Source organism: Bradyrhizobium sp. GW821-FHT13H05 (assembly GCF_058804065.1).
In genome coordinates this window covers 53,561-79,189 of sequence record NZ_JBXAPO010000013.1, presented here as the reverse complement: position 1 = coordinate 79,189, position 25,629 = coordinate 53,561, and the positions used below count along the sequence as shown (strand labels likewise).

Here is a 25,629-nt window from a genome sequence, read left to right as displayed (position 1 = left end):
GTCTTCGAGGACCGTCTGCCTGTCCCATAGCAAACTTCGAGGCTGCCGCGGAGCGCGGCAGCCTGCCCGGGCCTCGCCCAAGCTCGACTAGAAATTCAAGCTAAACCTGCCCTTGACGGCGTGGTCGGTGACATGGTCCGCAAGCTCGCCGAAATAGGATATGCCGATCTTGGCGTTGGGCTTGAGCTGCCAGTCAAATCCGGCCTCCACGACCGCGGCATCCCGCGCCAGCGGCACACCTGCAACCGAGAACGCGCTGCCGGTGCTGAGGAAGCTCAGCGACGTCGTGGGGATCGTGTTGCCGTAGGCATGCTGCCAGTAGGCGGACACACGCGGGACCAACGTCGTCCCGTTGACGAGCGCAAAGCTCTCGGCCAGCCGTACGCCGAGCGAGGAATAGCCGGTATCCTCGGTTGCACGTGTGCCGGCGAGTGCCGCCGCACCGCCGGCTTCGCTGAAGCCGCCGGTGTCGAGGTGGACATAAGCGAGCCCGGCAAAGGGCTCGATCGCAAGCTTGCCAACCGCAAAGCCGTAGCCGACCTCACCGAAGACCTGGCTCGTGCTGGCGCTGTAATGCGCCGTCACGCTGTCGAAGAACCCGGGAAACAGGACCGAGCGGCTGGTCCCGACCTCGTTCCAGGCAAAGGCGGCGCCGGAGCGGAAATTCAGCGGCCCCCGGCTGGTGCCGGCGTAGACCGCCACATGGGCAGTATCGATATTGGCTGAGCTCGCGCGCGCATTCACGCTGACGGACGAGTTGGTGTACCCGGCCGCGATACCCGCACGCCAGTCGTCACCAAGGCGGCGGTCGAGGCCGGTGAAAACGCCGCCGAGATTGCGGGACACACCGGCGGCGTTGCCGTCACCATCAAAACTGCCCCAGGCACCGACGCCCTGCGTCCACCAGGTCAACTCCGCCGGCGGTTGAACGGCCATCGGGATCGCCTTGGTCGGAAACGCGGGCCGGCTTGTCGACGCGTAGGCGCTCGCAGGGTCGGCATAAGCTACGACCGGGCCGCCGAGGCCCAGCGCGGCCATGGCTCCGCTCGTGCCGGTATAGGTCGCCTGGCGCAGCCGGCTCTGCACGGCATCGCGGACGAACAGGCTGTCGTCGATCAGCACCGACTGCACGCTGGCGTGGATCTCGCCGGAGAGACTGTCGAGCGTCCGGGGGATCGCACTGGCGCCAACATTCGCCGCCGCGGCGAACAGCGGATTGCCGACCGGGAAGCGGTCGAGTGCGGTGCCGACCGCACGCTGGTTGCGCGTCAGCCCCTGGTCCTGGAAGAAGGTCGGGTTGCGGACGAGATTGAGGAAGACGTCGTCGGCGTCGTAGGCCAGCGTGGCCATGAGATACGGGATATTGGTGGTGACACCGGAGAATGTGCCGGTCCTGCCGCTGGCCGCCGTGAGGATGGTGTAGGTGATCACCGAGGAATAGGTGCCCGCCTGAGCGATGACCTGCACCGTCCCGCCCGTCAGCGTCGCCGTGCCGGTGGCTACGATCTTGTCGGAAAGGCCAGCAAGATTGGTCTCGACCTGATAGACGCCGCCGCTGAAGCCGACATTGCCGGCCACGTTCAGCGTGCCGATGGAATGGCCGGGCCCGACGATGCCGCCGTTCACGGTCAGGCCACCGAGCGTGCCGTTGCCGGCCAGCAAGCCGCCATTGACCGTGGTCGCGCCGACGGTGCCATCGACGGACAAGGTGCCTCCCTGCACGGTGAAGGTCGAGTTCGCGAGCGTGCCGGTCACGTTGAGCGTACCAGCCAGCACTGTCCATGGCAGCACCAGGGCATTGGTGCCGGTCAGGGTCCATGTCGAGGCGTCCACCTTGTTGTAGCTGGCAAAGCCCCGGTATTGCGCGGCCGGGCCGATCAGGGCGGCATCGAAGCTGCCGCTTCCGGACGCACCGCCCAGCTGGAACGTATCGGTACCAACACCGACGGCGTTGCCGGTGATGATGCTGGTCGGGGCGATGGTCAGGGTGTTGCCGGCGCCCGCAAACTGGATCGCGGTGCCGCCGCTGCCGGAGATCGCGCCCGCATTAAACACGCTGGTTGCGCCGGCCGACGTCGCGATGCCGGTTACGGCGCTGATGCTGCCGGAGTTACTGATCGCGTTGGTCGTACCGCCGGTTAGATTTACACCGATCGCGGAGGCTGTGACGGTGCCGGCATTATTGATGACGGATTTACCTGTGGTAGCGGTGGCGTCGACGCCGTCTCCGAAACCAGCCTGAACGGTTCCGCCATTGATATTGACCGTTGCGGTGCCGCTGGTGGTCGTCGCCGTGATCCCGGCGCCATTGTTGGCGGTGACGTTGTTGCTCGTCGTCACCGTGACATTGCCGCCGCCCGCTGTCGTCGCCGTGATGCCGCGTCCGCCCGACAGCACGCCAGTCGGCGCCACCACGATGTTGGCGTTGTTGGCCGCGCTCGAGATCTGGGCCGAGATCGCGCTCGCAAGCCCAAGGGCGCTGATGCCGCCGCTGGGATTGATCGTGATATCGCCGCTGGTCGAGCTCGCGCTGTTGGTCACCGTCAGCCCGGGCCCCGCGATCGACGCGTTGATGCTGCCGGTGCCGCCGACGCTCATGCTGCCGGTGCTGCTGGAGGTCGCGCTGATGCCGCCATTGCCAGTCGAGGTCAGCGCGCCGTTATAGGTGATCGAGGTATTGCCGGTGCCGCCGGTGACGCTGGAGAGGATGTCGACATTGCCGACGACGTTGATATCCCCGTTGGCAACGATGGTGATGCCACCGCTGCCGCCCGCGGTGACCTGGGCATTGATGCCGTTATTGACCGCAAAAATGGGCGTCGTGGTGATGTTGATAGCCCCGCTCGCGGTGGTCGCCACCACGCCGCTCGTGACCCGCGCCGCGCTGGTGCCGATCTGGCCGCCGCTCGCATTGACCAGGATGTTGCCGCTGGTGGTCGTCGCGTCGAGGCCGCCCCCGCCGGCTGATCCCGTCAGCGTGCCAGCCGTCATGTTGATGGCGACATTGCCGCTGGTCGCATTCGCATTGACGTTGGCACCAGCCGACGCCTGACTCGTGCCGCCATTGATATTGACCGTGCTGGTACCGCTGGTGGTCGCCGCCGTGATCCCGGCGCCATTGTTGGCGGTGACGTTGTTGCTCGTCGTCACCGCGACGTTGCCGCCGCCCGCCGTCGTCGCCGTGATGCCGCTTCCGCCCGACAGCAAACCGGTCGGCGCCACCACGATGTTGGCGTTGTTGGCCGCGCCCGTGATCTGGGCCGTTATCGCGCTTGAAAGCGCAAGGGCGCTGATGCTGCCGCTGGGATTGATCGTGATATCGCCGCTGGTCGAGCTCGCGCTGTTGGTCACCGTCAGCCCGGGCCCCGCGATCGACGCGTTGATGCTGCCGGTGCCGCCGACGCTCATGCTGCCGGTGCTGCTGGAGGTCGCGCTGATGCCGCCATTGCCAGTCGAGGTCAGCGCGCCGTTATAGGTGATCGAGGTATTGCCGGTGCCGCCGGTGATGCTGGAGAGGATGTCGACATTGCCGACGACGTTGATATCCCCGTTGGCAACGATGGTGATGCCACCGCTGCCGCCCGCGGTGACCTGGGCATTGACGCCGTTGTTGACCGCAAAAATGGGCGTCGTGGTGATGTTGATGGCCCCGCTCGCGGTGGTCGCCACCACGCCGCTCGTGACCCGCGCCGCGCTGGTGCCGATCTGGCCGCCGCTCGCATTGACCAGGATGTTGCCGCTGGTGGTCGTCGCGTCGAGGCCGCCCCCGCCGGCTCCGCCCGTCAGCGTGCCAGCCGTCATGTTGATGGCGACATTGCCGCTGGTCGCGGTCGCATTGACGTTGGCACCAGCCGACGCCTGACTCGTGCCGCCATTGATATTGACCGTGCTGGTGCCGCTGGTCGTCGTCGCCGTGATCCCGGCGCCATTGTTGGCGGTGACGTTGTTGCTCGTCGTCACCGCGACGTTGCCGCCGCCCGCCGTCGTCGCCGTGATGCCGCTTCCGCCCGACAGCAAACCGGTCGGCGCCACCACGATGTTGGCGTTGTTGGCCGGGCCCGTGATCTGGGCCGAGATCGCGCTCGCAAGCCCAAGGGCGCTGATGCCGCCGCTGGGATTGATCGTGATATCGCCGCTGGTCGAGCTCGCGCTGTTGGTCACCGTCAGCCCGGGCCCCGCGATCGACGCGTTGATGCTGCCGGTGCCGCCGACGCTCATGCTGCCGGTGCTGCTGGAGGTCGCGCTGATGCCGCCATTGCCAGTCGAGGTCAGCGCGCCGTTATAGGTGATCGAGGTATTGCCGGTGCCGCCGGTGATGCTGGAGAGGATGTCGACATTGCCGACGACGTTCATATCCCCGTTGGCAACGATGGTGATGCCACCGCTGCCGCCCGCGGTGACCTGGGCATTGATGCCGTTGTTGACCGCAAAAATGGGCGTCGTGGTGATGTTGATGGCCCCGCTCGCCGTCGTCGCCACCACGCCGCTCGTGACCCGCGCCGCGCTGGTGCCGATCTGGCCGCCGCTCGCATTGACCAGGATGTTGCCGCTGGTGGTCGTCGCGTCGAGGCCGCCCCCGCCGGCTGATCCCGTCAGCGTGCCAGCCGTCATGTTGATGGCGACATTGCCGCTGGTCGCATTCGCATTGACGTTGGCACCAGCCGACGCCTGACTCGTGCCGCCATTGATATTGACCGTGCTGGTACCGCTGGTGGTCGCCGCCGTGATCCCGGCGCCATTGTTGGCGGTGACGTCGTTGCTCGTCGTCACCGTGACGTTGCCGCCGCCCGCCGTCGTCGCCGACACGGCCGCTGCGCCGGTGATCGCACCAGCCAGCGTGACATTGATGTTTGCATTGTTGGCTGCGTTGGTGACCTGCGCGGTGACACCAGTGTCACTGACGCTGATGCTGCCGCTCGGATTGATCGTGATATCGCCGCTGGTCGAGGTCGCGGTGTTGGTTACCGTTAGGCCGGGTCCGAAGACCGTAATGATGCTGCCGGTGCCACCGACGCTCATGCTGCCGGTGCTGCTGGAGGTCGCGGTGACGGCCTCGCTGGTATCCAGCAAGCCATTGTAGGTGATCGACGTGTTGCCGGTCCCCCCGACGACGCCGGAGAGGATGCCGACATTGTTGTGGGCGCTGATGTCGCCGTTCGCAACAATCGTGATGCCGCCGCTCCCGCCCGCCGTGACCTGGGCATTGACGCCGATGTGGTTCGCGAAGACGGACGTCGTGGTGATATTGATGGCCCCGTTCGCCGTCGTCGCCACCACGCCGTCGCTGACCTCTACGAAGCTGGTTCCGATCGTGCCGCCGCTCGCATTGACAATGATATTGCCGCTGGTCGTGGTCGCTTCCACGCCACCGCCCGAGCCGGCCGCGCTCTGAAGCGTGCCGGCCGTCATGTTGATGAAGACGTTGCCGGTGGTCGCCGTCGCACTGACGTTGGCGGGACCGCCTGCCTGATGGAGGCCTCCGTTGATGTTGACCGTATTGGTGCCGCTGGTGGTGGCCGTCGCGATGCCGGCCGCGCTGGCGTTCGTCAGGAAGCCGCCTGACGTCGTCACCGTGACGTTGCCGCCGCCCGCCGTGGTCGCCGAGACGCCACTTCCGCCCGAAATCACGCCCGCCAGCGTCACCCCGACGCTGGCGTTGTTGGTGGCACTGGCGACCCCGGCGACCACCGCGGTCGAGAATGCGTCGCTGCTGATGTTGCCGCTCGAATTGATCGTGATGTTGCCGCTCGCGGAACTCGCGCCGTTCGTTACCGTCAGGCCCGAGCTGAAGACCGACAGGATGCTGCCGGCACCGGTGTAGCTCACAGACCCGCCCGCCCCGTCCAACTGCAAGGCGCTTGAACCTCCGGTGGAGCTGACCGCGCCATTGTTCGTAAAGCTGATCCCGCCGCCCGGCTTCGTCGTGACCAGATCGAGCCCTGCGCCGCTGACGGTCACGCCCGCGTTGATCTGCCCGATCAGATCGGCGTTGAACTGTTGCGTCCTGTCGCTGGTCGCAGCGTTGGGACTGGTCGAATTCGTGGTCGCCGTCGTTGCGGTGCTGGCCGCGCATGTGACCGTCACCGGATCAGTTCCGGTCGTTACGCATTGTGCGTGAGCATCTTGAGGCTGAAGGACATAGAGCGATGACACCGCCACGAGTGCAGCGGCAACGAGTCGCCCCCCTCGCCTCATGCCGACGATCGAGCGGGCTACATGCCGTCGAGTGCAACTGGCCTCTCGACCGTCGTCCGCGCCGCCCGTTCCCATTGCAATTCCAATCGCATTTCTAAAAGCGACTCCACCGTAACAAATCGTTGCTGGCCGGTGAGGAATTGCGAGCGGGAACCGTAATTTATCCGCGTCTCGTAGCTACGTAGCAACATCAACCGAACGGTTGAGACAGGCGGACACCTGATGACGTAATTCGCCTAATTCGCAGGCACATGCAGGCATCTGGCGGGAACACGCGACGCTTCAGAGCAGCTTCGCGCTCACGAACAGCGCGCGGACGGCGTTGGTTGCCTGCACCGCGAGCATGGCATTGCCGGCGGCGCCCTCGAGCGCCGCGACGGCCTCTTCGTGCAGCGAGCGGAATTCCATCCACTCGACCGATTTGAAGTTGGTGAGAAACTGGTACGCCTGGCCGACGGTCGCGATCGCCAGCGTATCGCCGTTCAGCTTGATCTTGAACGTCGTACGCAGCGGGGTCTCGGAACTCTGGGGATCGCTCATGGGCTGCTTCTGGACGAGGACGACTTAACGAAGGGAAAACGGCAGCCCCGCCGCCCGGCAAATATCAGGAGTCGGTGCTCGCGCGCTGCGAGGCGGTCGCCGATCCGCCGAGGCTCGGCACCACGACGAGGCGGTTGAACTCGCCATTGTCGTAGGCCTTCATGAAACGATCGTAGTCCTTGATCGAGACGCAGCCGTTGGAATCGCCGCGCGGCCCGAGCATGTAATTGTGGGTGAGAAGGCCGACGCGGCCGAGCGCGCTGGTGCCGTCGGTGGGCGTCAAGCGCAGCGCCCGGACGCCGTGGAACAGTTTTTCGCGCGGCTTCAGATCGTAGGTCGCCGGCGGGGTCGCGCCGACCATGCGCTGGTCGACATGCTGGGGGTCGTCCATCAGCGCGCCCATCCCGGAATGCGCTTCCAGCGCGATGCCGCTCGGCAGGTAAAGCGCCTTGGCCGAGATGTCATAGACCGCCGTGCGCGAATCGTAGCCGAGGGCGGCAAGATCCGGCGCCTTGCCGAACAGGCCGCTGTCGGGGGTCAGCGAGGCCAGCTTGATCTTGTCAGTGAATTTTTCGAAGAAGTTGCGGTTGTCGACCCTGGGCGTGGTGTCGGCATAGGCCTGGCTGGAGGCGATCTGGGCCGAGAAGTCCGCCTGGACCGGCCGTGAACGCGGCATCGGGACGGCGTCGGCCCGCTGCGAGGGGCGCCGCTCGTCAACCGGCGTCCGGTCATCATCGGTCAGGGTCGAGCGCCAGTCGTCCCCCTGAAGCTTCTGGGCAAGCATCGCCTTGGCATCGCGCAGCTTGAGCTGGACCGCATTGAGGGCGGAGCGCTCCATCGTCCGCAGGCCGAGGTCACGGGCGGGCGGGTTGCCCGAGAGCGAGGCAAAGCGGTCGTCGAAGGAAGGGGTATTGGCCGGCGGGAGGGCAGCTGAAGCCAGCGGGGTCGAGGCACCCAAATTCGAATCGCCGATATCAGCGACCCAGGCGGCGGCGCCCAGCGCCAGCGCGACAGCGGCCAGAGACAGCAATATCGTCTCCGCTCGCCCGATACGGCGGCGCGACAACACCCTCTCGGCGCGTGCGCGGTCGGAAACCATCAGATCCCCAAATCGACCCCCGGGGGGCCCAACCCCCGCCCGGAGACTCTATACCAGCTACCACATTGGGAGCCAAAAGTTAGGCATAATCGCGGCCGGCCAGGCACCCCCGGGGTATCCCATGACCAATCCTTTCGACCTAGACCGGTTCGTCCAGGCCCAAAACCCGGTTTTTTGCGCCATCCAGGGGGAGCTGACCCGGGGGCGGAAGCAAAGCCACTGGATGTGGTTCGTTTTCCCGCAAATCGCGGGCCTCGGTTTCAGCGCCATGTCCCAGCGCTACGCCATCGGCTCCCGCGCGGAGGCGGAGGCCTATCTCGCCCACCCCATCCTCGGCCCGCGCCTGATCGAATGCACCAGACTTGTGCTCGCCGTGGAGGGGCGCACCATCCACGCCATCCTCGGCGCACCTGATGATGCCAAATTTCGCTCGTCGATGACACTGTTCGGCGCGGTCTCCGATGAGCCGATTTACGGCGAGGCGCTCACCCGATATTTCGCCGGTGAGCGCGACGGCGCGACGCTGGAGCTCCTCGCGAAGCTCGATCAGGCCACGCGCTAGCGCGGACGAATGGACGCATGCGCGCAGAGCATGCCTGCCTTCAACGTAAACCCCGGATTAACACCGGCTGCCTATCGTCCGTGCAGAATAATTTTCCCCGCGCCAATTGCCGGACAGATCATGAAAATCGGTACGCTCCTGACCACCGCCATCGTCTCGCTCTCGACCGTCGGCGGCGGCCTCGCCGTCTACGTCGCTGTGACAAAATACCAGACGATGGAGCGGATCACTGAAGCCCAGGGGCGGCTCGCCATCGTCCGCGCCGTCAGCGACATCCCGCGCTATCTCAACCCCGAGCGCGGCTTTGCCACCAACATCCTCTACGGACCTGCGACCTACGATCCGGCGCAGCTGTCCGAGCATGACAAGCTGCGCAAGCAGACCGACGGTGCGCGCGACAAGATGAATGTGCTGCGCAAGGAGTTGCCCGGTCCGTTCGACGACGGCGCCACCACCGGCAACAGCATCGACGGCATCAATGCCAAGTTCACCGCGCTGCGTGAGGCCATCGACAAGGCGATGGCGGGACCGGCGGAGCTGCGCAAGGATGCGGCCAAGAAGATCGTGGGCGACAACGCCGTGCTCAACGCCGGCGTGACCGCCCTGCTCAACGAGCAGGTCCGCCGCATGGCGATCCTCAACGGCGATGCCTACCGCCAGGCCAGCTATGCCAACGTCGCGATGACGCTGCGCGACGTCGGCGGCTTCAACTCGAGCCTGCACAAGAACCTCGTTGGCGGCAAGAAGCCGGCGACCGACGCGGAGAAGGCCGACATCAGCCGCTCACAGGGGCGCAACGACCAGATCGTGATGACGCTCCAGGAGTTGCGGGGCAATCCGACCACGCCGGCGAACGTCGCGGCCGCGCTGGAGAAGTTCAACGCGACCTACATCGAGGAGTTTGGCCGCGAGCTCAAGCTCGTGAAGGACGGCGCGATCAGCGGCAAGTACGAGCACGACGTCGACACCTATTTCACGGCCACGCAGCGCGGTCTCAGCACCATCATCGACGTCCGCGACGCCTTCTATGACAATGCCGAGCAGATCCTCGCCGGCGCCTCCTCCGCCGCGCGCACCAGCTTCACCATCGCACTCGTCGGCCTCCTCGCCGTGCTGATCGCCAGCGCCGGCCTCATCGTGATGGTCCGCCGCCGGGTCTGCGCGCCCATCGTCAACCTGACGACGCGGATGTCACGGCTTGCCGATGGCGAGGTCGCCGAAGAGATTCCCGGCGCCGAGCGTTCGGACGAGATCGGCGCGATGGCCGCAGCCGTCAAGGTGTTCAAGGACAACATGATCCGCGCCGACCGGCTCGCCGCCGAAAAGCAGGCCGAGAGTGACGGCAAGATGCGCCGCGCCCAGGCGCTCGACGGACTCACCCGCGCGTTCGAAGCCAAGATCACCGAGCTCGTTGGCGGCCTGTCCCGCGCCTCCTCGACGATGGAGAGCACGGCGCAGTCGATGACCTCGACGGCGGCCCAGACCAACAGCCAGGCCGCGGTCGTTGCCGCCGCCTCGCAGCAGACCTCGACCAACGTGCAGACGGTCGCCAGCGCCACCGAAGAGCTGACCTCCTCGATCGCCGAGATCGGCCGTCAGGTCGCCCAATCCACGGAGATCGCGACCCGCGCCGTCGACAACGCCCGCCGCACCGGCGACACCGCACGCGCACTCGCCGAGGGCGCGCAGAAGATCGGCGACGTCGTCACGCTGATCCAGAGCATCGCCGAGCAGACCAATCTCCTCGCGCTCAACGCCACCATCGAAGCCGCCCGCGCCGGCGAAGCCGGCCGCGGCTTTGCCGTCGTCGCCTCCGAAGTGAAGTCGCTGGCCGGCCAGACCGCCAAGGCGACGACCGAGATCTCCGAGCAGATCACGGCGATCCAGTCCGCCAGCGACGAGACCGTGACCGCGATCCGCAACGTCGCCGACGTCATCGCCGAGATCGACCAGATCGGCACCGCGATCGCCGCGGCGATCGAGCAACAGGGCTCGGCGACCCGGGAGATTTCCCGCAGCGTCCAGGAGGCCGCCCGCGGCACCCAGGAGGTCAACACCAACATCACTGGCGTGCAGCGCGCCGCCGACGACACCGGAGCCGCCGCCCGGGAGGTGCTGGGCGCCGCCGAGCAGCTCTCGACCCAGTCGCGCGACCTCGCCGGACAGTTCGACCGCTTCCTCGGCGAGGTCAGGGCAGCGTAAGTGCGGCTCGGCGAGAGTCGTAGCCCGGATGGAGCGAAAGCGTAATCCGGGAAGGTCTCTGCGTGGATGGACCGCCCCGGATTGCGCTGCGCTCCATCCGGGCTACGGGACCGTCCTCGCGGTAACGGCCATCAATACGGCGGGGCCTTGCGCGCCCGCTGTGCCGTGGCCGCCTCGATCCACCAATTGAGATCATCGGCAAAGCGCGGGAACGAGCGCTCCAGCGCCTTGCCGCCCTCGCCGATCGGCTCGGAATCCGCGGACAGCGTCTGCGCGATCGGGCCGACGCCGATCGTGCTCGACACCACCACCATGCCCATCTCCGACAGCGTGCCGTGCCAGGCCGTCGAGGCCCGTGCGCCGGACAGGCGGCCGGCGGAATAGCTCACGATCGCGGCCGGGCGCCAGAACCATTCCTCGAGGAAATGGTCGGTCAGGTTCTTCAATCCGGGCTGGATGCCCCAATTGTATTCCCCGGTGACGAAGACAAAACCGTCGGCGCCGCGGATCTGCCCGGCCAGCTTCTCCAGCGCCTCGGGCGCCGCGCCCTTGGGGTATTCCTTGTACATGCGATCGAGCATCGGCAGGCCGATCGCCTTGGCGTCGATGAACTCGACCTCTTCGCCGCGGCTACGCAGGCGATTGATGACGAAGTTCGCCAGGCGGATGCCCATGCGGTCGGAACGGTAGGAACCGTAGAGGACGAGGATGCGATTGCTCATGGGCGGAATCTAGCACGAACCCGATCCGCTTGTCGCGCTATCGCCGGCGCCCACGCTCCAGCGTTTCCGAGGGCGTCTCGCCGAATTGATTGCGGTAGCCTCTCGAGAAATCGCTGAGATGCCAGAAACCGAACGCCAGCGCGACGGCCTTGACACTGTCGGCGCCGGCGAGCAGGCGCCGACGCACCAGCCACAGCCGGCGCAAGCGCAGATAGCGGTGCAGGCTCATGCCGCGATAGCGACGGACCACGTCATGCAAGGTGCGGACGGAGAGGCCGAGCTTGCGCGCCATCTCCTCGCTGTAGATCGGCTGGGCGAGATCGTCGGACAGCAGCGCGCGGATGTCCTGGAACATCCTGAACTGACGCTCGTCGTTGGGCCGCAAAGTCCAGCGTGCGGACACGATGTTGGCGAACGCCGCATCGACTGCGCCGAACAGCGTCTCCTTCATCGCGGCGGCCTTCAGGGCGACCTCGGCGGGATCGATGGGCTCGGACGCGGCCGCCACCACCTCCCTGACCGCCCTCCGCAGCCAATGCAGCGCCAGCGGACTGGTCTCGAAAATCTTGAAGCTGGAATTGGTCTCGGGCCAGCCGCGATCCTTCACCTTGGGGCGGAACACGACCGAGGCGATTTGCCGCTGCACCTCCTCGATGGTGTTGTAGGCCGCCCCGCTGCTGCCGATGACGATGACGGCGCGGGTCCGCTGCGCACCATTGAAACGGATGGGCACGTCAAGGTCGTCCATCGCAAAACCGACGGCTGTGCAATCTGCGACAAGTTGCGCATCCACCACGCGCGGAAACGCGCGCGTCACGTTCACGTCGCAGCCGGGCAGTTGCAGGATGGTTTGCTCGGCCGAAATCCTGCGCACGAACGGCGTGAACTCGAAGTTCAGCCCGCGGATCGCGTTGCGAAACTCGTCGACATCGGAAAAGCGAAATGTCTTTGGCGCCAGCGCTGGCGCATCATCATCAATGGTCATGGCAAAATGAAAACCGCGCCAGGAAAAGACGCGTGTCCGGCGAAAGCGCGGATCTGAATTCCCCCTTTCGGCTGTCCCGTTAGACCGAAAGAATCATGCTGGTCCGTCTCGATCAGTTGGCGAGGGTCCAACTCAAAGGACAAGTCACGGTTCGCGTCCTGCCAAATTTCGATAACGTTTCCAGTGCAGCAGGCGGTGCACTGATACCCGAAGGGTCCAAGTCTAAATTTCAAATTAACGCCTCTGGGACGCAATGAAGCCGTTCGATAGTTGAAGTCATTTTAAATTCAGGCTCCTGCCATGATGGCAAATTCGCCTGCCCATATTCTGGTTGAATTGGAGGACGCGGTCGCAACGTGTCCGCTGGACCGTTGTGCACGTATCCTCGACGGCATTTTGCAGCTGCTCGCCGGCAGCCGCGACCGATCCCAGGAACTGCTTGCCGGTGTGGTCGACGGCGTTCTGCTGCGATTGACGGAACGGGTCGAGGTCGGTGCGCTGATTGAACTCGGCACCGCGCTTGCCGCGCTCCCAGTCGCTCCGCGGGAGACGCTGCGGCGTCTTGCCTCGCACGACGATCCGGAGGTGGCCTGTCCTGTCCTGCTGAATTCGCAGTCACTCCCGGCGTCCGATCTGGCGATCGTCGCGGCCTCCTGTGGCGAGCGGCAGCAACGCGCGATCGCCGCGCGCGACAGCGTTGAGCCGGTCGTGACGGAAGCGTTGATCAACCGTGGCGGACCGATCTGCCTTGCCCTGATCAACAACCCGGGAGCCAGGTTCTCCGAGGCGGCCTACGCTGCGCTGATCGCGAGGTCCGGCGAAGACAGCGAGATCGTGAAGGCACTGACGCTGCGGCCCGGCACGCCCGACCAGGTCGTGCGGAAGCTGCTCGCCGCCTCGCCCAGCCCCAAGGCGCCGGCCAAGCCCAACGCCTCCGCCGCTCCGGCGGCGCAAGCAGCCGTATCTGCTCCGCCGCAGCTGCCCTGCGCGGCGGCTTACGCGAATGCGAGGCCTGAGATCGTTGCCCTCAACCGCGTCGGCAAGCTCAACGACTCCACCGTGAACCGCTTCGCGATCCGCGGCGAGACGGCCAATCTGTTCACCGCCTTGTCGGTGCTGTCGGGCGCTCCGATCGAGATCGTCGAACACGTCATGACCGACGACGATTGCGAGGGCCTCGTCATGGCCTGCCGCGCGTCGCGGCTGAACTGGCCGACCACGCTCGCGATCCTGAGCAACCGCAGCGGCGCGCGGCTCTCTTTCGCAGAGCGCGAACGGGCGCAACACATCTTCGAGACACTTCTTTTGTCGACCAGCCAATGGACAGTGCGCTGGGGGGAAATCGCAGCAAGCGCCAACACAAGCGATCAGGGAAATCGCGGCGCCAAAATGGGGGTTAACCGATGAAGTTCGACGGCCGCAAAGCCTCTCGCGTGAAGATGGACCACAAGCAAGCAGTCAACCTGATGGGATCGGACGGCACCTGGCGACGCAGCTGCGTCCTGCTCGACGTGTCGCAGTCCGGCGCGAAGGTCGAGGTCGAGGGTACGCTCGACGTGCTCCAGGCCAAGGAATTCTTCCTGGTGCTGTCGTCGACGGGCCTCGCCTATCGACGCTGTGAACTGGTGTGGATCGACGGCACCACGGCCGGCGTCCACTTCATCACGTCGGACGGCAGGAAGAGGCCGGCCAGCGCACCGGCGGCCACCGCGCAAGGCTTTGCGCAAGGCTCTGCTCAAAACAGATAATCCGAGACTTCATTCCAGGCCTTGGACATCACTGGAACTCAGGTCAACCCGTGCAGAACGCGCGAACCATACCAAGCTCCGTCAATCGCGACGGCCGCCTTCGAGAGGCGGAGGCCGCGCGCTCCTCCGTGCATGTGCTGGCAGATTCCTCTGACAAATTGTCGGGGCTCTGCGCGATCCTCGAGGAGCGCTTTACCGTTGCAGGCGAGCGGCTCGACGCCGACGCCAAGCTGGCGCAGGTGCCGTCCGCCATCGTCATCCGCGCGGATTTGCGCGATGTCGACAACATCGCGGCGATCAAGAAGCGGGCCGGCAGGCTGGCCAAAGCCAGGAAGCGGATCTTCCTCCTCGAGCACACCTCCCACGTCGGGATATCCCAGGCCTACGCGCTCGGCGCGACGCTCGTGCTTCCAGGGGTCGTCAACCGGATCAAACTGCTGGCGGCGCTGTCCGATACCGCCGCCCCGGTGTCGGCCTCACCAGGCGCCCCGGCGCAGCCCGACAACGCGGTCGAAACCGCCGCGACCGCCATCGCATCGATGTTCACCGCCGTCACGCTCGGCCAGCCGCTCGATGTCGACGCCACAAGGGAGGCCGGCCGCCGGATTGCCGACCGCATCACCCAGCATGGCCTGTCCGAATGGCTCACGACGGTGCGGCGCCACCATGAGGGAACCTATCAGCACTGCCTGCTGGTGACCGGCGTCGCCATCGACTTCGGCCTCAGCCTCGGCATTGGCCAAACCGACCTGGAGCGGCTCTACTCGGCCGCCATGTTCCACGACATCGGCAAGGCCCGGATCCCGCTCGCCATCCTCGACAAGCCCGGCCGCCTCGATCCCGAGGAACGTGCGATGATCGGGACTCATCCGGCCGCGGGCTATGACTTCCTGAAGGGGCACGACAAGATCTCACCCGAAATCCTCGATGCCGTGCGCCATCACCACGAATATCTCGACGGCAGCGGCTATCCGGATGCGCTCTGCGCCGGGAGCATTGGCGATACCGTGCGGATTCTCACGATCTCGGACATCTTCGCGGCGCTGATCGAGCATCGCCACTACAAGCCGACGATGCCGCGCGTGGACGCCTACAACATTCTCTGCGGCATGACTGGAAAGCTGGAGAAGGCGCTGGTCGCCTCGTTCAAGCAGGTGGCGCTCACGCGGTGAGCGTGGCCGCCATCGCGAACACGGGCCTTAATGCGTGGCCCGGTATTTGGCCCTGCGTGGAATCGAGCGGCAGGCCAGACCTTCGGCGAGCAGCTTCATGTCCTCGCGTCTGCCGCTGCGGATCAGCCTGCCGAACTCGTCGGGTGTGAAGGGAAGACTGGGATCATCATCGATCGGGCGCCGCACACGCGGGCCGAAGAACCATCGAACCAGGCTAGCCAGCCGCCGCATGCCAATTCCCTCGCGCCAGCAACAAACCTTTCACAAGGCGTATTGTTCCTGCTAGCGCGACGAGATTGCAAGCCCCAACTGGGAGGTCGTCACCGAAATTTGCGAACCGGCAGGCTCTGTGCCCTACCCGATCCGCTTGAGCGTCTCGATGTCGTTCATGGCGCTGGTCAACGCCCCGTTGCGATCGCGCACGAAGCTCTCGAGGTCCGACAGCACGGTGTTGATCATCTGAAGATTCTTGAACATCTCCTCGATCTGCGTCACGATGCTGTTGTAGCCCTCCTGGGTCTGGATCAGCTGGCCCCGGGTGTCGTTGATATTGGCTCCGAGCGACTCGAGCGACGTTTCCATGCCTCCGATCGAGGCATGGGTGCGCGTAAGGCTGCTTTTGGTGTCGTTCGCGAGCTTCTTCACCTCGGTCGCGACCACGGAGAACCCCCGGCCCGCTTCGCCCGCCCGCGCCGATTCGATGGTCGCGTTGAGCGCCAGCAGATTGGTCTGGCCGGCGATCGTATCGATGATCTTCAGGATCTCCCGCAGCCCGTTCATGGCCTCGGTGAGGCCCGCGAACTCCTGCGACAAGGCGGTCGTGTCGGTCGCTTTCGCCGCCGATTGCGCGCTCGTCATGATGACGGAGCGGATCTCCTCCACGATCGCGTTGATCGATGCGGTCTGGTGCAGCGCGCCCTCGACCTTTCCGCTCAGCGTGGCGCTGGCGCTCAGATATTCGGTCAGGCGATGGACGATGCCGTCCTTGATCCGGTTCAGCAGCACCATGCGGTTGAGATGGGTGCGCGTGAAATATTCGACGAAATGCGCGTAGTGGATCGGGAACGTCTCGATGAAGGGATCGTTCAGCGGCTTTTCCCTGACGTCGAAGAACACGATCGCGGTCAGCGTCTGGTTGATGTTGATCCCGAACAGCTCCCCGAAGGTGGAAAACCCTGCGACCGGCATCGGCCACATCCCGCTCATGTTGCGGAGCTGAGTCTCGTTGTTGAGGCGGCGCAGGATGCAGTCATTGAGAATCGCGCCGATCGCCGGCGGCTTGCCGCGCAGGAAGGTGTCGAGGTCGCGCCGCGTCTGGTCGACGAAGTCGGTGGCTTCCAGCAGCTCGAGCTTGTCGCCCGAATTGACGTCGCAGAAGAAGGACACGACGCCGCTGTCCGCATCGATGCTTGCGACCGAGCGCACGAACAGGTCTCCGCCGACCTCGATGCCGAAGGAGTGCTTCGTCATCATCGACATCAGGTTCGCCGGCGTGGTGTTCAGGGCCTTCGCCACCACAGAGGCGAACGGCTTGATCTCGCTCCCCTCCATCACGCCCGAGGCGGTACGCCGATCCGGATTGGCGTCCATCACAACGAAGGATTTTCCGGTCTTCTTGAAGTTCTGCGTCTTGAAGATGCTGTAGGCCCGGCCCGGCGCCAGCTTCATGAAGACGATCAGGGCGTGATTTTCGAGCACCTGCCGACCGTCGTAGAGATGGGTGTGCTTGAAGTCGAGCTTGCCGCCGGCGGATCCTCCGACGAAGGCGCACGGAAACTTGCCGCTCCTGTAGACAGCCTCCATGAAATAGTTCTCCGACGCCGACACGCCGTCCACGAGTGCGAAAGCGATCGTATCGCGCACGTCGATCGCAAAAGGCGTCCTGATCGCGGCGACCTCGCGCGTGATGGCCTCGATGCGCGCATCATGCGCCTTGGACGGTTCGCCCTTGCGGATGTCGTCATTGTGGAGCCGAACGCTGTGGATGCTGATGGACTGGAACAGATCGGCCGGGAAGATTTGCACGACCACGGACGACCAGCTCGATCCCGCCGGCTTGTAGAGCGACTGGCCCGCCGAGCACAGCTCGCCCGCAGTCGACATCGCGATCACCGGCGTCGAACCCGCCAGTCTCTGCAATGACGCTGCCACGCGCGCGAAATCGCAGTGCGGCGAAATGAATGCGAGCACGAGCGGCGACCGCGCGCCCGCCACGACGAAGTCGCCCTCGGAAATATTTTGCAACCGGTCGTCGCTCTCCAGCACCCGGATGGCGCACGCTTCGCGAACAGCCGGCGCTTCCTCGCGAACGTCCGGAACGATCGACGGAGCGGGCTGCTTATGACTTGCCTGGGAAAAAAACGAGAGCATGGCAATATCCTTGTTCGACGCGCGACGCGTCTCAAAGGAATGAGTTACGGATTTGAAATTGCCATTCGGTTAGGAAATACGCCGCGCGCCAGCGTATGCGCGGCGAATACGCACCGTAGGACTACGGCGTCGCATCGTTTCGCGGGCTCATGATACCGATCGCGTCAGTGCTTTTGATCTGGATCAAATCCACACGGCGACATCACGCCGGCGACATGCAGCGGACTCGGCGCGATCCCGCATCGCCAACGCATGCACGCTCGCGTGCACTAATCGGCGAATCCGACGAAGCGTACGAAGTCGCCATTCGCCTCGCGATCCGAGCGCACCGCGTTTGCAGCAAAGTCGTCGTCCGGATAGCCCATCGCGACGCAGGTCATGATGACCTCGTCCTCCGGAATCTTCGCAACCTCGCGCACGATGTCGGAGCGCATGATGCCCTGCCCGTTGATGACCGAGCCGAGGCCGCGGTCCCAGGCCGCCAGCACGATGCCGTAGCAGAGCGCGCCGAGATCGAAATGGCAGACCGCGCCGGGATCGAGCACGCGGTCATAGGTCAGCACCAGCGAGACCGGCGCGTCGAACTGGCGAAAGCCGCGCAGCACCCAGTCCTGGCGCATCGGCTTGTCGTCGCGCGCGATCCCCATCGCGCCGAACAGCTTCTTGGCGATATCGACCTGCCGCGTGCGATGCACGCCCTGGTACTCGCCATGACTGATGATGTCGCGCTTGACCTTGGCGCCGCCGACCATCTCCTCCATGTTGCGACGGCGCAACTCTTCCAGCGGGCTGCCTGTGAGCACGTGGACATGCCAGGGCTGGGTGTTCATCGACGACGGCGCACGCTTGGCACTCTCGATGATCGCCTCGACCACGGCGCGCGGCACCGCCTGCTGCTTGAAACCGCGCACGCTGCGGCGCGACTGGACCAGCGTTTCGAATTCCACCTCAAGACCTCCCTGCTCGTTCATCCCGCAGCACTGCAATTGTAACGCGTGAGCGGTTGCCGATGCGGCGCGCAAAATCTATGCTAACCCGCAAGCAAGACCAAGAACCCAGCGAGGACTTAAGCAAATGCCAGCACCGCTCGATCCCGTCATCGCCCAGATCATTCCGCTGCTGCCGCTGCGTGATCCCGCGACGATGACGCCACAGAGCGCCCGCGATTCCTTGCGCGCACTGGCTGCCGCACGCGCCGCCGTGCCGCCCCCGCCGGTCGATACCGTCGAGGATATCAAGGTCGGGGGCGGCGCCGGTCCGCTCGATGCCCGTGTCTATCGCATCGGCAAAAATCCCGCGCCGACCGTCGTGTTCTTCCATGGCGGCGGCTGGGTCGCGGGCGATCTCGAGACCCACGACCGGCAGGCGCGCAACCTCGTGATCGAGACCGGCGCGGTCGTCGTCTCCGTCGACTATCGCCGTCCGCCCGAAACGCGGTTTCCCGGCGCCTTCGAGGACGCCTTTGCCGCAACGCGTGAGATCTTCACCCGCGTCGCGGAATTTGGCGGCGACGCAAAGCGCCTCGGAATTGCCGGCGACAGCGCCGGCGGCAATCTCGCAGCCGCCACCGCGATCGCCTGCCGCGACGCCGGCATCACCCTTGCCGCGCAACTGCTGGTCTATCCCGTCACCGACGTCGTCGGCCTCTATGCGGACGCGGGCGAGAACGCACGCTTTCCATCGCGCGCCGAGAATGCCGACGGCTATTTCCTGACGCGTGCCACGATGGAATGGTTTTGCGGCCACTATCTCGCCGACCCCAGGGACGCCGCCGACTGGCGGGTCTCGCCGCTGCGCGCCGCATCGCTCAAAGGCCTCGCGCCCGCGATCGTGACCACCGCCTGGTTCGATCCCCTGCGCGATGAGGGCACGGCCTATGCAAGGGCGTTGGAGGCCGCCGGCGTGCGGGTCAAGCACCACGAAGGCGCCGGCCTGATCCATGGCTATTTCGGCCTTGGCGAGGCCTCCGAGGTCGCGCGCGCGGAGGCGCAGCGCGCACGCGCCGACTTCAAGGCATTGCTGACGCGCGGGGCCTGACCCGTTGCGACGAGGCCGGGCTGACTTGCCACATCACCTCATCCGTCTCTTCGTCGGCCTCGCCACCTTGCTGCTGTCGGGCGCGGCCGCCTCCGCCGCGCCGCAGACGGTGTATTTTCGCAGCGCCGACAACCGCACCGCGCTGGTCGGCTATTTGTTCCAGCCAGCGACACCGGGCCCCTGGCCGGCCATCGTCATGCTGCATGGCCGCGGCGGCCCCTATTCCAGCTACGACAATTCCGACTGCACCTTTGTGGGTGCCGGGATCGCCTCGCCTTGCAACGCCACCACCCTGTCCAGGCGTCACGTGATGTGGGGCGAATACTGGTCGGCGCACGGTTACCTCGCCTTGCTCCCGGACAGCTTTGGCCCACGCGGCAAGGCGTACGGCTTCGGCCGTTTCACCCATGACGACCCTGACCGTGCCGACGTCAACGAACTGACGGTGCGGCCACGCGATGCCGAGGGTACCCTCACCTATCTGCGCGGGCGCGGCGACGTGATCGCCAGCCAGATCTTTCTCCAGGGCTGGTCCAACGGCGGCAGTACTGCGCTGAACACGATGATCCTGCAAGGCGACAAGACCGCCGGCTATCGCGGCGCGCTGGTGTTCTATCCGGGCTGCGGACAGACCGCGCTGCTCGCGCCGACCATCTCGACCACGGCGCCGATCGCGATGTTCCTCGGCGCCGATGACGAGGAGGTCTCGCCGCAGATCTGCCAGCGCGTCGCCGACCGATCGCAGCAGGCGGGCAACCCGATCGACCTCACCGTCTATCCCGGCGCCACCCATGATTTCGACGAGCCCTCGTCCCGGCGGCAGTCCGCGCCCGGGAATCAGGCGGCGATGGACGACGCGCTCGTCAAGGCCATTGCCATCATCGATCGCTGGAAAAATTGAGCCGGACGCGGACGGCGCCGGCCGATCCTGCTTGATTGCGCCACGATTCCGGTCTCCAATTCGCGCGCTATCTTTTGGTTTAGGGAGACACCCATGATGAAGCGAATTTTCCTGGCTGCGATCGTTGCCACCTTTGCAGCGGGCTCGGCCCTGGCGGACGACACCTGCGAGAGCAAGGCGGTCGGCAAGGACGGCAAGGCATTGGCCGGTGCTGCCAAGACCTCGTTCATGAAGAAGTGCAAGGCGGACGCCTGCACGCCCAAGGCCGTCAGCGCCGACGGCAAGCCGCTCGCCGGTGCCGCCAAGAACAGCTTTATGAAGAAGTGCGAAGTCGGCGCGTAACGCGCCGCGCATTCCTGCTTCTTTGGCAGGCAATCGCCACACGAACTCCGTCATGGCCGGGCAGAAGCGCGTGTTCGCGCCAGATGTCCCGGCCATTTGCGTGTGTGTTTCCGTAAGGCCAGCGTCCAAACCAAATCATCCGAAAGCACCGCCACTCTGGACAGGAGGCCTCGGCTGACGGATCATGCAGTGCTGAGCGAACCGGGGCGCATCAACGAATCTTCCAGCAAAGGGTGGTCGAGATGTTGCAGTTTCGAGTGCGTGACTACACGATGGCGACAATGAGCGTGCTCTTCGCGCTGATCATCAGTTTTGACGTCGCGCATGCAAGGGGCCCCGGTCTGCCCAATGTCATGGTGCTGGCAACCGGTGGCACGATCGCCGGCAGCGGGGCGAGCAGCACCACCGTGGTCGGCTACACCGCTGCCACCGTGGGCATCGAGACCCTGCTGAACGCTGTTCCCGAACTGAAAACCGTCGCAAACGTCAAGGGCGAGCAGGTCTTCCAGATCGCCAGCGAGAACATGAACAATGACTACTGGCTCAAGCTCGCCAAGCGCGTCAACACGCTCCTCGCCCAGGACGACGTCGATGGGATCGTGATCACGCACGGGACCGATACGATCGAGGAAACCAGCTATTTCCTGAACCTGGTCGTCAAGAGCAAGAAACCTGTCGTCGTCGTGGGCGCGATGCGGCCCTCGACAGCGATCAGCGCGGATGGGCCGATCAATCTCTTCAACGCGGTGATCCTCGCAGGCAGTGACGAGGCGGTCGGCAAGGGCGTGCTCGTGGCTCTCAACGATCAGATCAACGCGGCGCGCGATGTGACCAAGAACAACACCTCGACCGCCGACACCTTCCGCACACCGGAGCTCGGCTTTCTCGGCTACATGCAGGGAAACAAGCCGTATTTCTATCGTCAATCGACGCGCCGGCACACGGCGGACTCCGAGTTTGACATCTCCAGCCTCGATACCCTGCCGCAGGTCGACATCGTCTACGGCTACGCCAACATGAACCGGGTCGCGATCGACGCGTTTGTCGCCGCAGGGGCGAAGGGGATCGTGCATGCCGGCGCGGGTGACGGCAGCCTGGCCCGGCCCGCGGTCGAGCCGGCTCTCGACGAGGCCCACAAGAAGGGTGTCGCGATCGTTCGCAGCAGCCGTGTCGGCAACGGCATCGTCGCACGCAATGGCGAAGCCAAGGACGACGAACACGACTTCATCGTCTCGGATACGCTCAACCCCCAGAAGGCGCGCATCTTGCTGATGCTGGCGCTGACCAAGACGACCGACAGCAAGGAGATCCAGCGGATGTTCTACACGTATTAGACCATCCCGTGAGGTCTGTAGCCCCGACTGACCACCGAAAACCTCATTCCCGCTTGAAGCGGTAGTCAAAGGCGGCGCCGAGCGGCTTGATCAGGCCGACCGTCGGCGCCGGAAAATGGATCGGCAGGATCAGCGTGTCGGTGTCGGCGACGGAAGCAAAAAACTTTCGCCGCGACACCGCCGACTGCTTGGCATCCCAATCCGGCTTCGCGGACCAGTCCGCCTCGCGGCACTGGATCTGGTGATGCATGAGATCGCCGGCGACCACCGCGCGCTGGCCCTTCGAAAAAATGTTCACGCAGCAATGGCAGGGCGAATGCCCCGGCGTCGGCGTCAGCGTGACGGTATCGCCGAGCGCGTAGTCGTCATCCACCAGCAGCGCCTGGCCCGCCTCGACGATCGGCAGGCAATTGTCGCGGAAGACGGTGCCGGGCGGGTTGTTACCTCTGGCGTTCTCGGCCTCCCAGGCCGCGTACTCGCCCTTGTGGAAGACGTATTTCGCGTTCGGAAACGTCGGCACCCAGCCGCCGTCGCGCAGCGTCGTGTTCCAGCCGGTGTGGTCGATGTGCAGATGCGTGCAGAACACATAGTCGATCTGCTCGAAGCCGATGCCGAGCGCGAACAGCTCGTTGCGCCAGCGCTCCTTGCCGGGAAAGTCGAACGGCGGCGGATGGCCCTTGTCCTCGCCGGTGCAGGTGTCGACCAGAATGGTGTAGCGCGGCGTGCGCACCACAAAGGTCTGATAGGTGATCACCATCATGCCGCGCGCGGCGTCGAACACCTCGGGCTCCATGGTCGGCAGATGGCGCTTGAACACGCCGTCGTCATAAGCCGGGAAAAAATCCTGCGGCCGCCGCCACGGCCCCTCCCGCTCGATCACCGCATCGATGGTGATATCGCCGATCCTGAGCTGCTTCACACGTTCACTCCCCAATTTTCTCGAACGTAGCGAACGAGTTCGCAGCGTTCAAGGCGCATGAGCTCTTTCTTGCGCCGACGAGTTCCCCTCGCTGGCGTGACAGATCTATCGATGGGACTCTCGCGACGGCATTCTTCGACGACGCACATGCGTCGCTCAGGCGTCACACGCGCGTCGTCGGACACATCAGATAATCTCCGTGTCATCTTGAGATACACGCGCACAGATTGCGCAACAAAAAGCATAGGGCGGTCTCGTGAAAAAGTTCTTCTTCCTGATATCTTCGATCTCACTCGCAGCAACGCTGACCGGCGCAGCGACACCCGCCTGTGCCGATCAGGATGACAACGGCCGCGACCGCGGCTCCGATAATGCGCGAGATCGCGACCACGATCAGGGCCGCCATCATGGGCGCCGATCGCCGCCGGTGGTGATCATCTCGCTTGATGGTGCAAAGCCCGATTTCATCAAGCAGTTCATCGAGGAAGGCGTGCTGCCGCGCGACGGCGGACTGGCGCGGCTGAGCCGCCGCGGTGCGGTGGCGGTGCAGAACATCACGGCGTCGCCATCGCTCACCGCGGTCTCGCATATCGAGATCGCCACCGGTTCCACCGCCGTCCACAACGACATTCCCTCGAACACGTTCCAGGCGATCGTCGGCTCGAGCACGTCGAGCCTCAGCGGCTTCGCGGCGCCAATCGGCGGCTATCGCGAGAGCCCGCTTGGACCTTCGTCGCGGCCGACGGCTTCACCGCTGTGGGTGCAGCTGCGCCAGCAAGGCAAGAAGGTGGTCACCGCGACGTGGCCCGGCGGCGACGGCGCCGACATCTCGATCAACGGCACCGTTGTGCAACCCGCCCAGCCGACCCGCATCACCGACTACACCGTGCCATTCGGTGCATTCGGCGGCCTGAGTGCCCAGGGTTTCTCGCTCACCCAGACCGACTTCGCCCCGGATCCGGCGGTGGCCACCGCGCTCCAGGCCGCCGGCCGCTTCTCATTCAGCCCGGTGCTGGCAACCTCGACGCCGATCGAGACGTTTTCATGCGCCTCGGCCGCACCTGCGACCTGCACCAGCGCGGCAACCCAAGACCTGAAATATGCGATCCGGGTTGCAGCGCTCGACACCACCAACGACAACAAAGTGAACTACGACACCCTGGTATTCTTCGACACCACGCGCGGCATCACGGCAGGACCGTTCGCCCCGCCGGCGACCGGCCCTGCCTACGCAAAATTCGGCGGCGAGAACGCGCCGTTCTTCTTCGATGGCAGCGGAGCCAGGGTCGGCGCCGCGTATTTCGTCTCGCAGCTCGCATCCGATCTTTCGGTGGTGCGCTTCGCCCGCTACGGCGCCAACTTCATCCCGCGCAACGCGCCGGTGCTGGCCGATGTCGACGACATCAACAACAGCATCGGTTTCTGGCGGCCGCAGGCCGACTTCCGCATTCCCGAGCGGCTGAGCCCTGGCTTCACCAACTTTCCCGACGTCGAGATCGAGGCGATGTTCGAGGACATGGTCAAGACCTTCGTGCGCTACCAGGCCGACATCGGCGAGCGCGCGATCAAGAGCAATCCCGACGCCGACCTTGTCATGGTCTATATCGAACAGCCCGACGGCTCCGAGCACCAGTTCCTGCTCACCGATCCCCGCCAGGGCACCAACCCGAAGGACCCGAACTCGACCGGCGCGGGCCAGGACCCCGCCAAGGTCGCCCGTTACGCATCCTATATCCGCTTCGCCTACCAGACGGCGGACAAGGCGGTGAAGCGCATCGCCGACGCAGCAGGGCCGGACAGCAACATCATCGTCGTCTCGGACCATGGCTTCGCGCCGTTCCATAGCTCCGTCAGCATGGCGAACATCCTGAAGAATGCCGGCATCGACACCACCAAACTGGCGATCCGCACCTCAGGGCCAGCGGTCAACATCTATGTCAACCTCCAGCAACGCGAATCCGGCGGCAGCGTCGATCCCGCCACCTACGCGGCGCTGGTGACGCAGATCACCGATGCCGTGAAGAATGCTGTCGATCCCAACCCCAAGTTCAACGGCTCACTCGAGGGCGGCCGGCTCTTCACCGTGGTCGAGACCCGTCCGCTCCAGTGCGAGGCCGGCATCGGGCAATGCACCAGCAAGACCATCGGCCAGGACTTTGGCGACGTGTTCGCGCTGATGGCGCCCGGCTACAATTTCGACGGCATCCAGAGCCCCGGCGTCGCCCGCCTCGGCGATGCGCCGTTCAACGCGGCAACGACCACGCTGTCGATGCCGAATTTCTACGGGGCCCACGGCCACGATCCCAAACTGCCGGTGATGAGCGCGACCTTCATTGCCGCCGGCCCTGATATCCGCGACACGACGATCCGCCGCATGCGCAATGTCGACGTGGCGCCGACCATCATGCAGCTTCTCGGCGTCAGGCCGCACCAGGTCGACGGCGAGGTGCTGCGCGAGATCCTGCGCCGAGATTGAGGATGCCAACGCATGGGCGCTGATC

Annotated in this window: 19 protein-coding genes; 10 read left to right on the top strand and 9 right to left on the bottom strand. The window is 65.1% G+C overall.

Going from position 1 to position 25,629, the window contains the following annotated elements:
- Positions 1-87: 87 nt before the first annotated feature.
- From AC1RR3_RS29625 to AC1RR3_RS29615, 3 genes are all read right to left on the bottom strand, one after another.
- The gene (locus tag AC1RR3_RS29625; protein WP_492827301.1) at positions 88-6,084 is read right to left on the bottom strand and encodes an autotransporter domain-containing protein; all 5,997 of its coding nucleotides are present in this window, start codon (positions 6,082-6,084) and stop codon (positions 88-90) included.
- A 393-nt stretch (positions 6,085-6,477) separates the two neighbouring features.
- The gene (locus AC1RR3_RS29620) at positions 6,478-6,735 is read right to left on the bottom strand and encodes a hypothetical protein (RefSeq protein ID WP_071914482.1); all 258 of its coding nucleotides are present in this window, start codon (positions 6,733-6,735) and stop codon (positions 6,478-6,480) included.
- Between the two features lie 64 nt (positions 6,736-6,799).
- Positions 6,800-7,765 (bottom strand): DUF2778 domain-containing protein, encoded by a 966-nt coding sequence (locus AC1RR3_RS29615; RefSeq protein WP_492827299.1) that lies wholly within the window; start codon positions 7,763-7,765, stop codon positions 6,800-6,802.
- 190 nt (positions 7,766-7,955) lie between these two features.
- Here AC1RR3_RS29615 and AC1RR3_RS29610 point away from each other — a divergent pair, with 190 nt between their 5' ends.
- Together AC1RR3_RS29610 and AC1RR3_RS29605 are read left to right on the top strand one after the other, a co-directional pair.
- Complete coding sequence (locus tag AC1RR3_RS29610; protein WP_492827297.1) at positions 7,956-8,396, top strand: DUF1810 domain-containing protein; 441 nt, start codon at positions 7,956-7,958, stop codon at positions 8,394-8,396.
- 120 nt (positions 8,397-8,516) lie between these two features.
- Positions 8,517-10,598, top strand: a complete 2,082-nt coding sequence (locus AC1RR3_RS29605; RefSeq protein WP_492827295.1) for a methyl-accepting chemotaxis protein — start codon at positions 8,517-8,519, stop codon at positions 10,596-10,598.
- Between the two features lie 131 nt (positions 10,599-10,729).
- Here AC1RR3_RS29605 and AC1RR3_RS29600 read toward each other — a convergent pair whose 3' ends face one another.
- Positions 10,730-11,320 (bottom strand): NADPH-dependent FMN reductase, encoded by a 591-nt coding sequence (locus AC1RR3_RS29600; RefSeq protein ID WP_492827293.1) that lies wholly within the window; start codon positions 11,318-11,320, stop codon positions 10,730-10,732.
- Between the two features lie 37 nt (positions 11,321-11,357).
- Positions 11,358-12,305, bottom strand: a complete 948-nt coding sequence (locus tag AC1RR3_RS29595) for an AraC family transcriptional regulator (RefSeq protein WP_492827291.1) — start codon at positions 12,303-12,305, stop codon at positions 11,358-11,360.
- 300 nt (positions 12,306-12,605) lie between these two features.
- On the opposite strand from AC1RR3_RS29595, the gene AC1RR3_RS29590 reads away from it, so the two are divergent.
- The 3 genes from AC1RR3_RS29590 to AC1RR3_RS29580 are packed head-to-tail and all read left to right on the top strand — an operon-like array spanning position 12,606 to position 15,225.
- A complete protein-coding gene (locus AC1RR3_RS29590) occupies positions 12,606-13,712 on the top strand; it encodes a DUF2336 domain-containing protein (RefSeq protein WP_492827289.1) in 1,107 nt (368 codons plus the stop codon).
- Positions 13,709-14,053, top strand: a complete 345-nt coding sequence (locus tag AC1RR3_RS29585; protein ID WP_492827287.1) for a PilZ domain-containing protein — start codon at positions 13,709-13,711, stop codon at positions 14,051-14,053. Before AC1RR3_RS29590 ends, AC1RR3_RS29585 begins: the two co-directional genes overlap by 4 nt.
- Before the next feature lie 50 nt (positions 14,054-14,103).
- Entirely contained in the window at positions 14,104-15,225 is a 1,122-nt protein-coding gene (locus tag AC1RR3_RS29580) for an HD-GYP domain-containing protein (RefSeq protein ID WP_492827285.1), read from the top strand.
- 27 nt (positions 15,226-15,252) lie between these two features.
- On the opposite strand, the gene AC1RR3_RS29575 is transcribed toward AC1RR3_RS29580, so the two are convergent.
- The 3 genes from AC1RR3_RS29575 to AC1RR3_RS29565 form a co-directional block, all read right to left on the bottom strand.
- Entirely contained in the window at positions 15,253-15,456 is a 204-nt protein-coding gene (locus AC1RR3_RS29575) for a hypothetical protein (RefSeq protein ID WP_492827283.1), read from the bottom strand.
- A gap of 123 nt (positions 15,457-15,579) precedes the next feature.
- Positions 15,580-17,595: an FIST N-terminal domain-containing protein gene (locus tag AC1RR3_RS29570; protein ID WP_492827281.1), complete on the bottom strand. Its 2,016-nt coding sequence runs from the start codon at positions 17,593-17,595 to the stop codon at positions 15,580-15,582.
- A 269-nt stretch (positions 17,596-17,864) separates the two neighbouring features.
- Positions 17,865-18,542: a nitroreductase gene (locus tag AC1RR3_RS29565; protein WP_492827279.1), complete on the bottom strand. Its 678-nt coding sequence runs from the start codon at positions 18,540-18,542 to the stop codon at positions 17,865-17,867.
- Positions 18,543-18,669: 127 nt separating this feature from the next.
- On the opposite strand from AC1RR3_RS29565, the gene AC1RR3_RS29560 reads away from it, so the two are divergent.
- The 4 genes from AC1RR3_RS29560 to AC1RR3_RS29545 all read left to right on the top strand — a co-directional run bounded on the left by AC1RR3_RS29560 (position 18,670) and on the right by AC1RR3_RS29545 (position 22,209).
- Positions 18,670-19,632 (top strand): alpha/beta hydrolase, encoded by a 963-nt coding sequence (locus AC1RR3_RS29560; protein WP_492827277.1) that lies wholly within the window; start codon positions 18,670-18,672, stop codon positions 19,630-19,632.
- Positions 19,633-19,657: 25 nt separating this feature from the next.
- Positions 19,658-20,533, top strand: a complete 876-nt coding sequence (locus AC1RR3_RS29555; RefSeq protein ID WP_492827275.1) for a dienelactone hydrolase family protein — start codon at positions 19,658-19,660, stop codon at positions 20,531-20,533.
- A gap of 93 nt (positions 20,534-20,626) precedes the next feature.
- A complete protein-coding gene (locus tag AC1RR3_RS29550; RefSeq protein ID WP_135216116.1) occupies positions 20,627-20,875 on the top strand; it encodes a hypothetical protein in 249 nt (82 codons plus the stop codon).
- 242 nt (positions 20,876-21,117) lie between these two features.
- Positions 21,118-22,209 (top strand): type II asparaginase, encoded by a 1,092-nt coding sequence (locus tag AC1RR3_RS29545; protein WP_492827272.1) that lies wholly within the window; start codon positions 21,118-21,120, stop codon positions 22,207-22,209.
- A 43-nt stretch (positions 22,210-22,252) separates the two neighbouring features.
- Here AC1RR3_RS29545 and AC1RR3_RS29540 read toward each other — a convergent pair whose 3' ends face one another.
- Positions 22,253-23,128 (bottom strand): MBL fold metallo-hydrolase, encoded by an 876-nt coding sequence (locus AC1RR3_RS29540; RefSeq protein WP_492827270.1) that lies wholly within the window; start codon positions 23,126-23,128, stop codon positions 22,253-22,255.
- A 256-nt stretch (positions 23,129-23,384) separates the two neighbouring features.
- Here AC1RR3_RS29540 and AC1RR3_RS29535 point away from each other — a divergent pair, with 256 nt between their 5' ends.
- Positions 23,385-25,604, top strand: coding sequence for an alkaline phosphatase family protein (locus AC1RR3_RS29535; protein ID WP_492827268.1), 2,220 nt, complete (start codon positions 23,385-23,387; stop codon positions 25,602-25,604).
- Positions 25,605-25,629 lie beyond the last annotated feature (25 nt).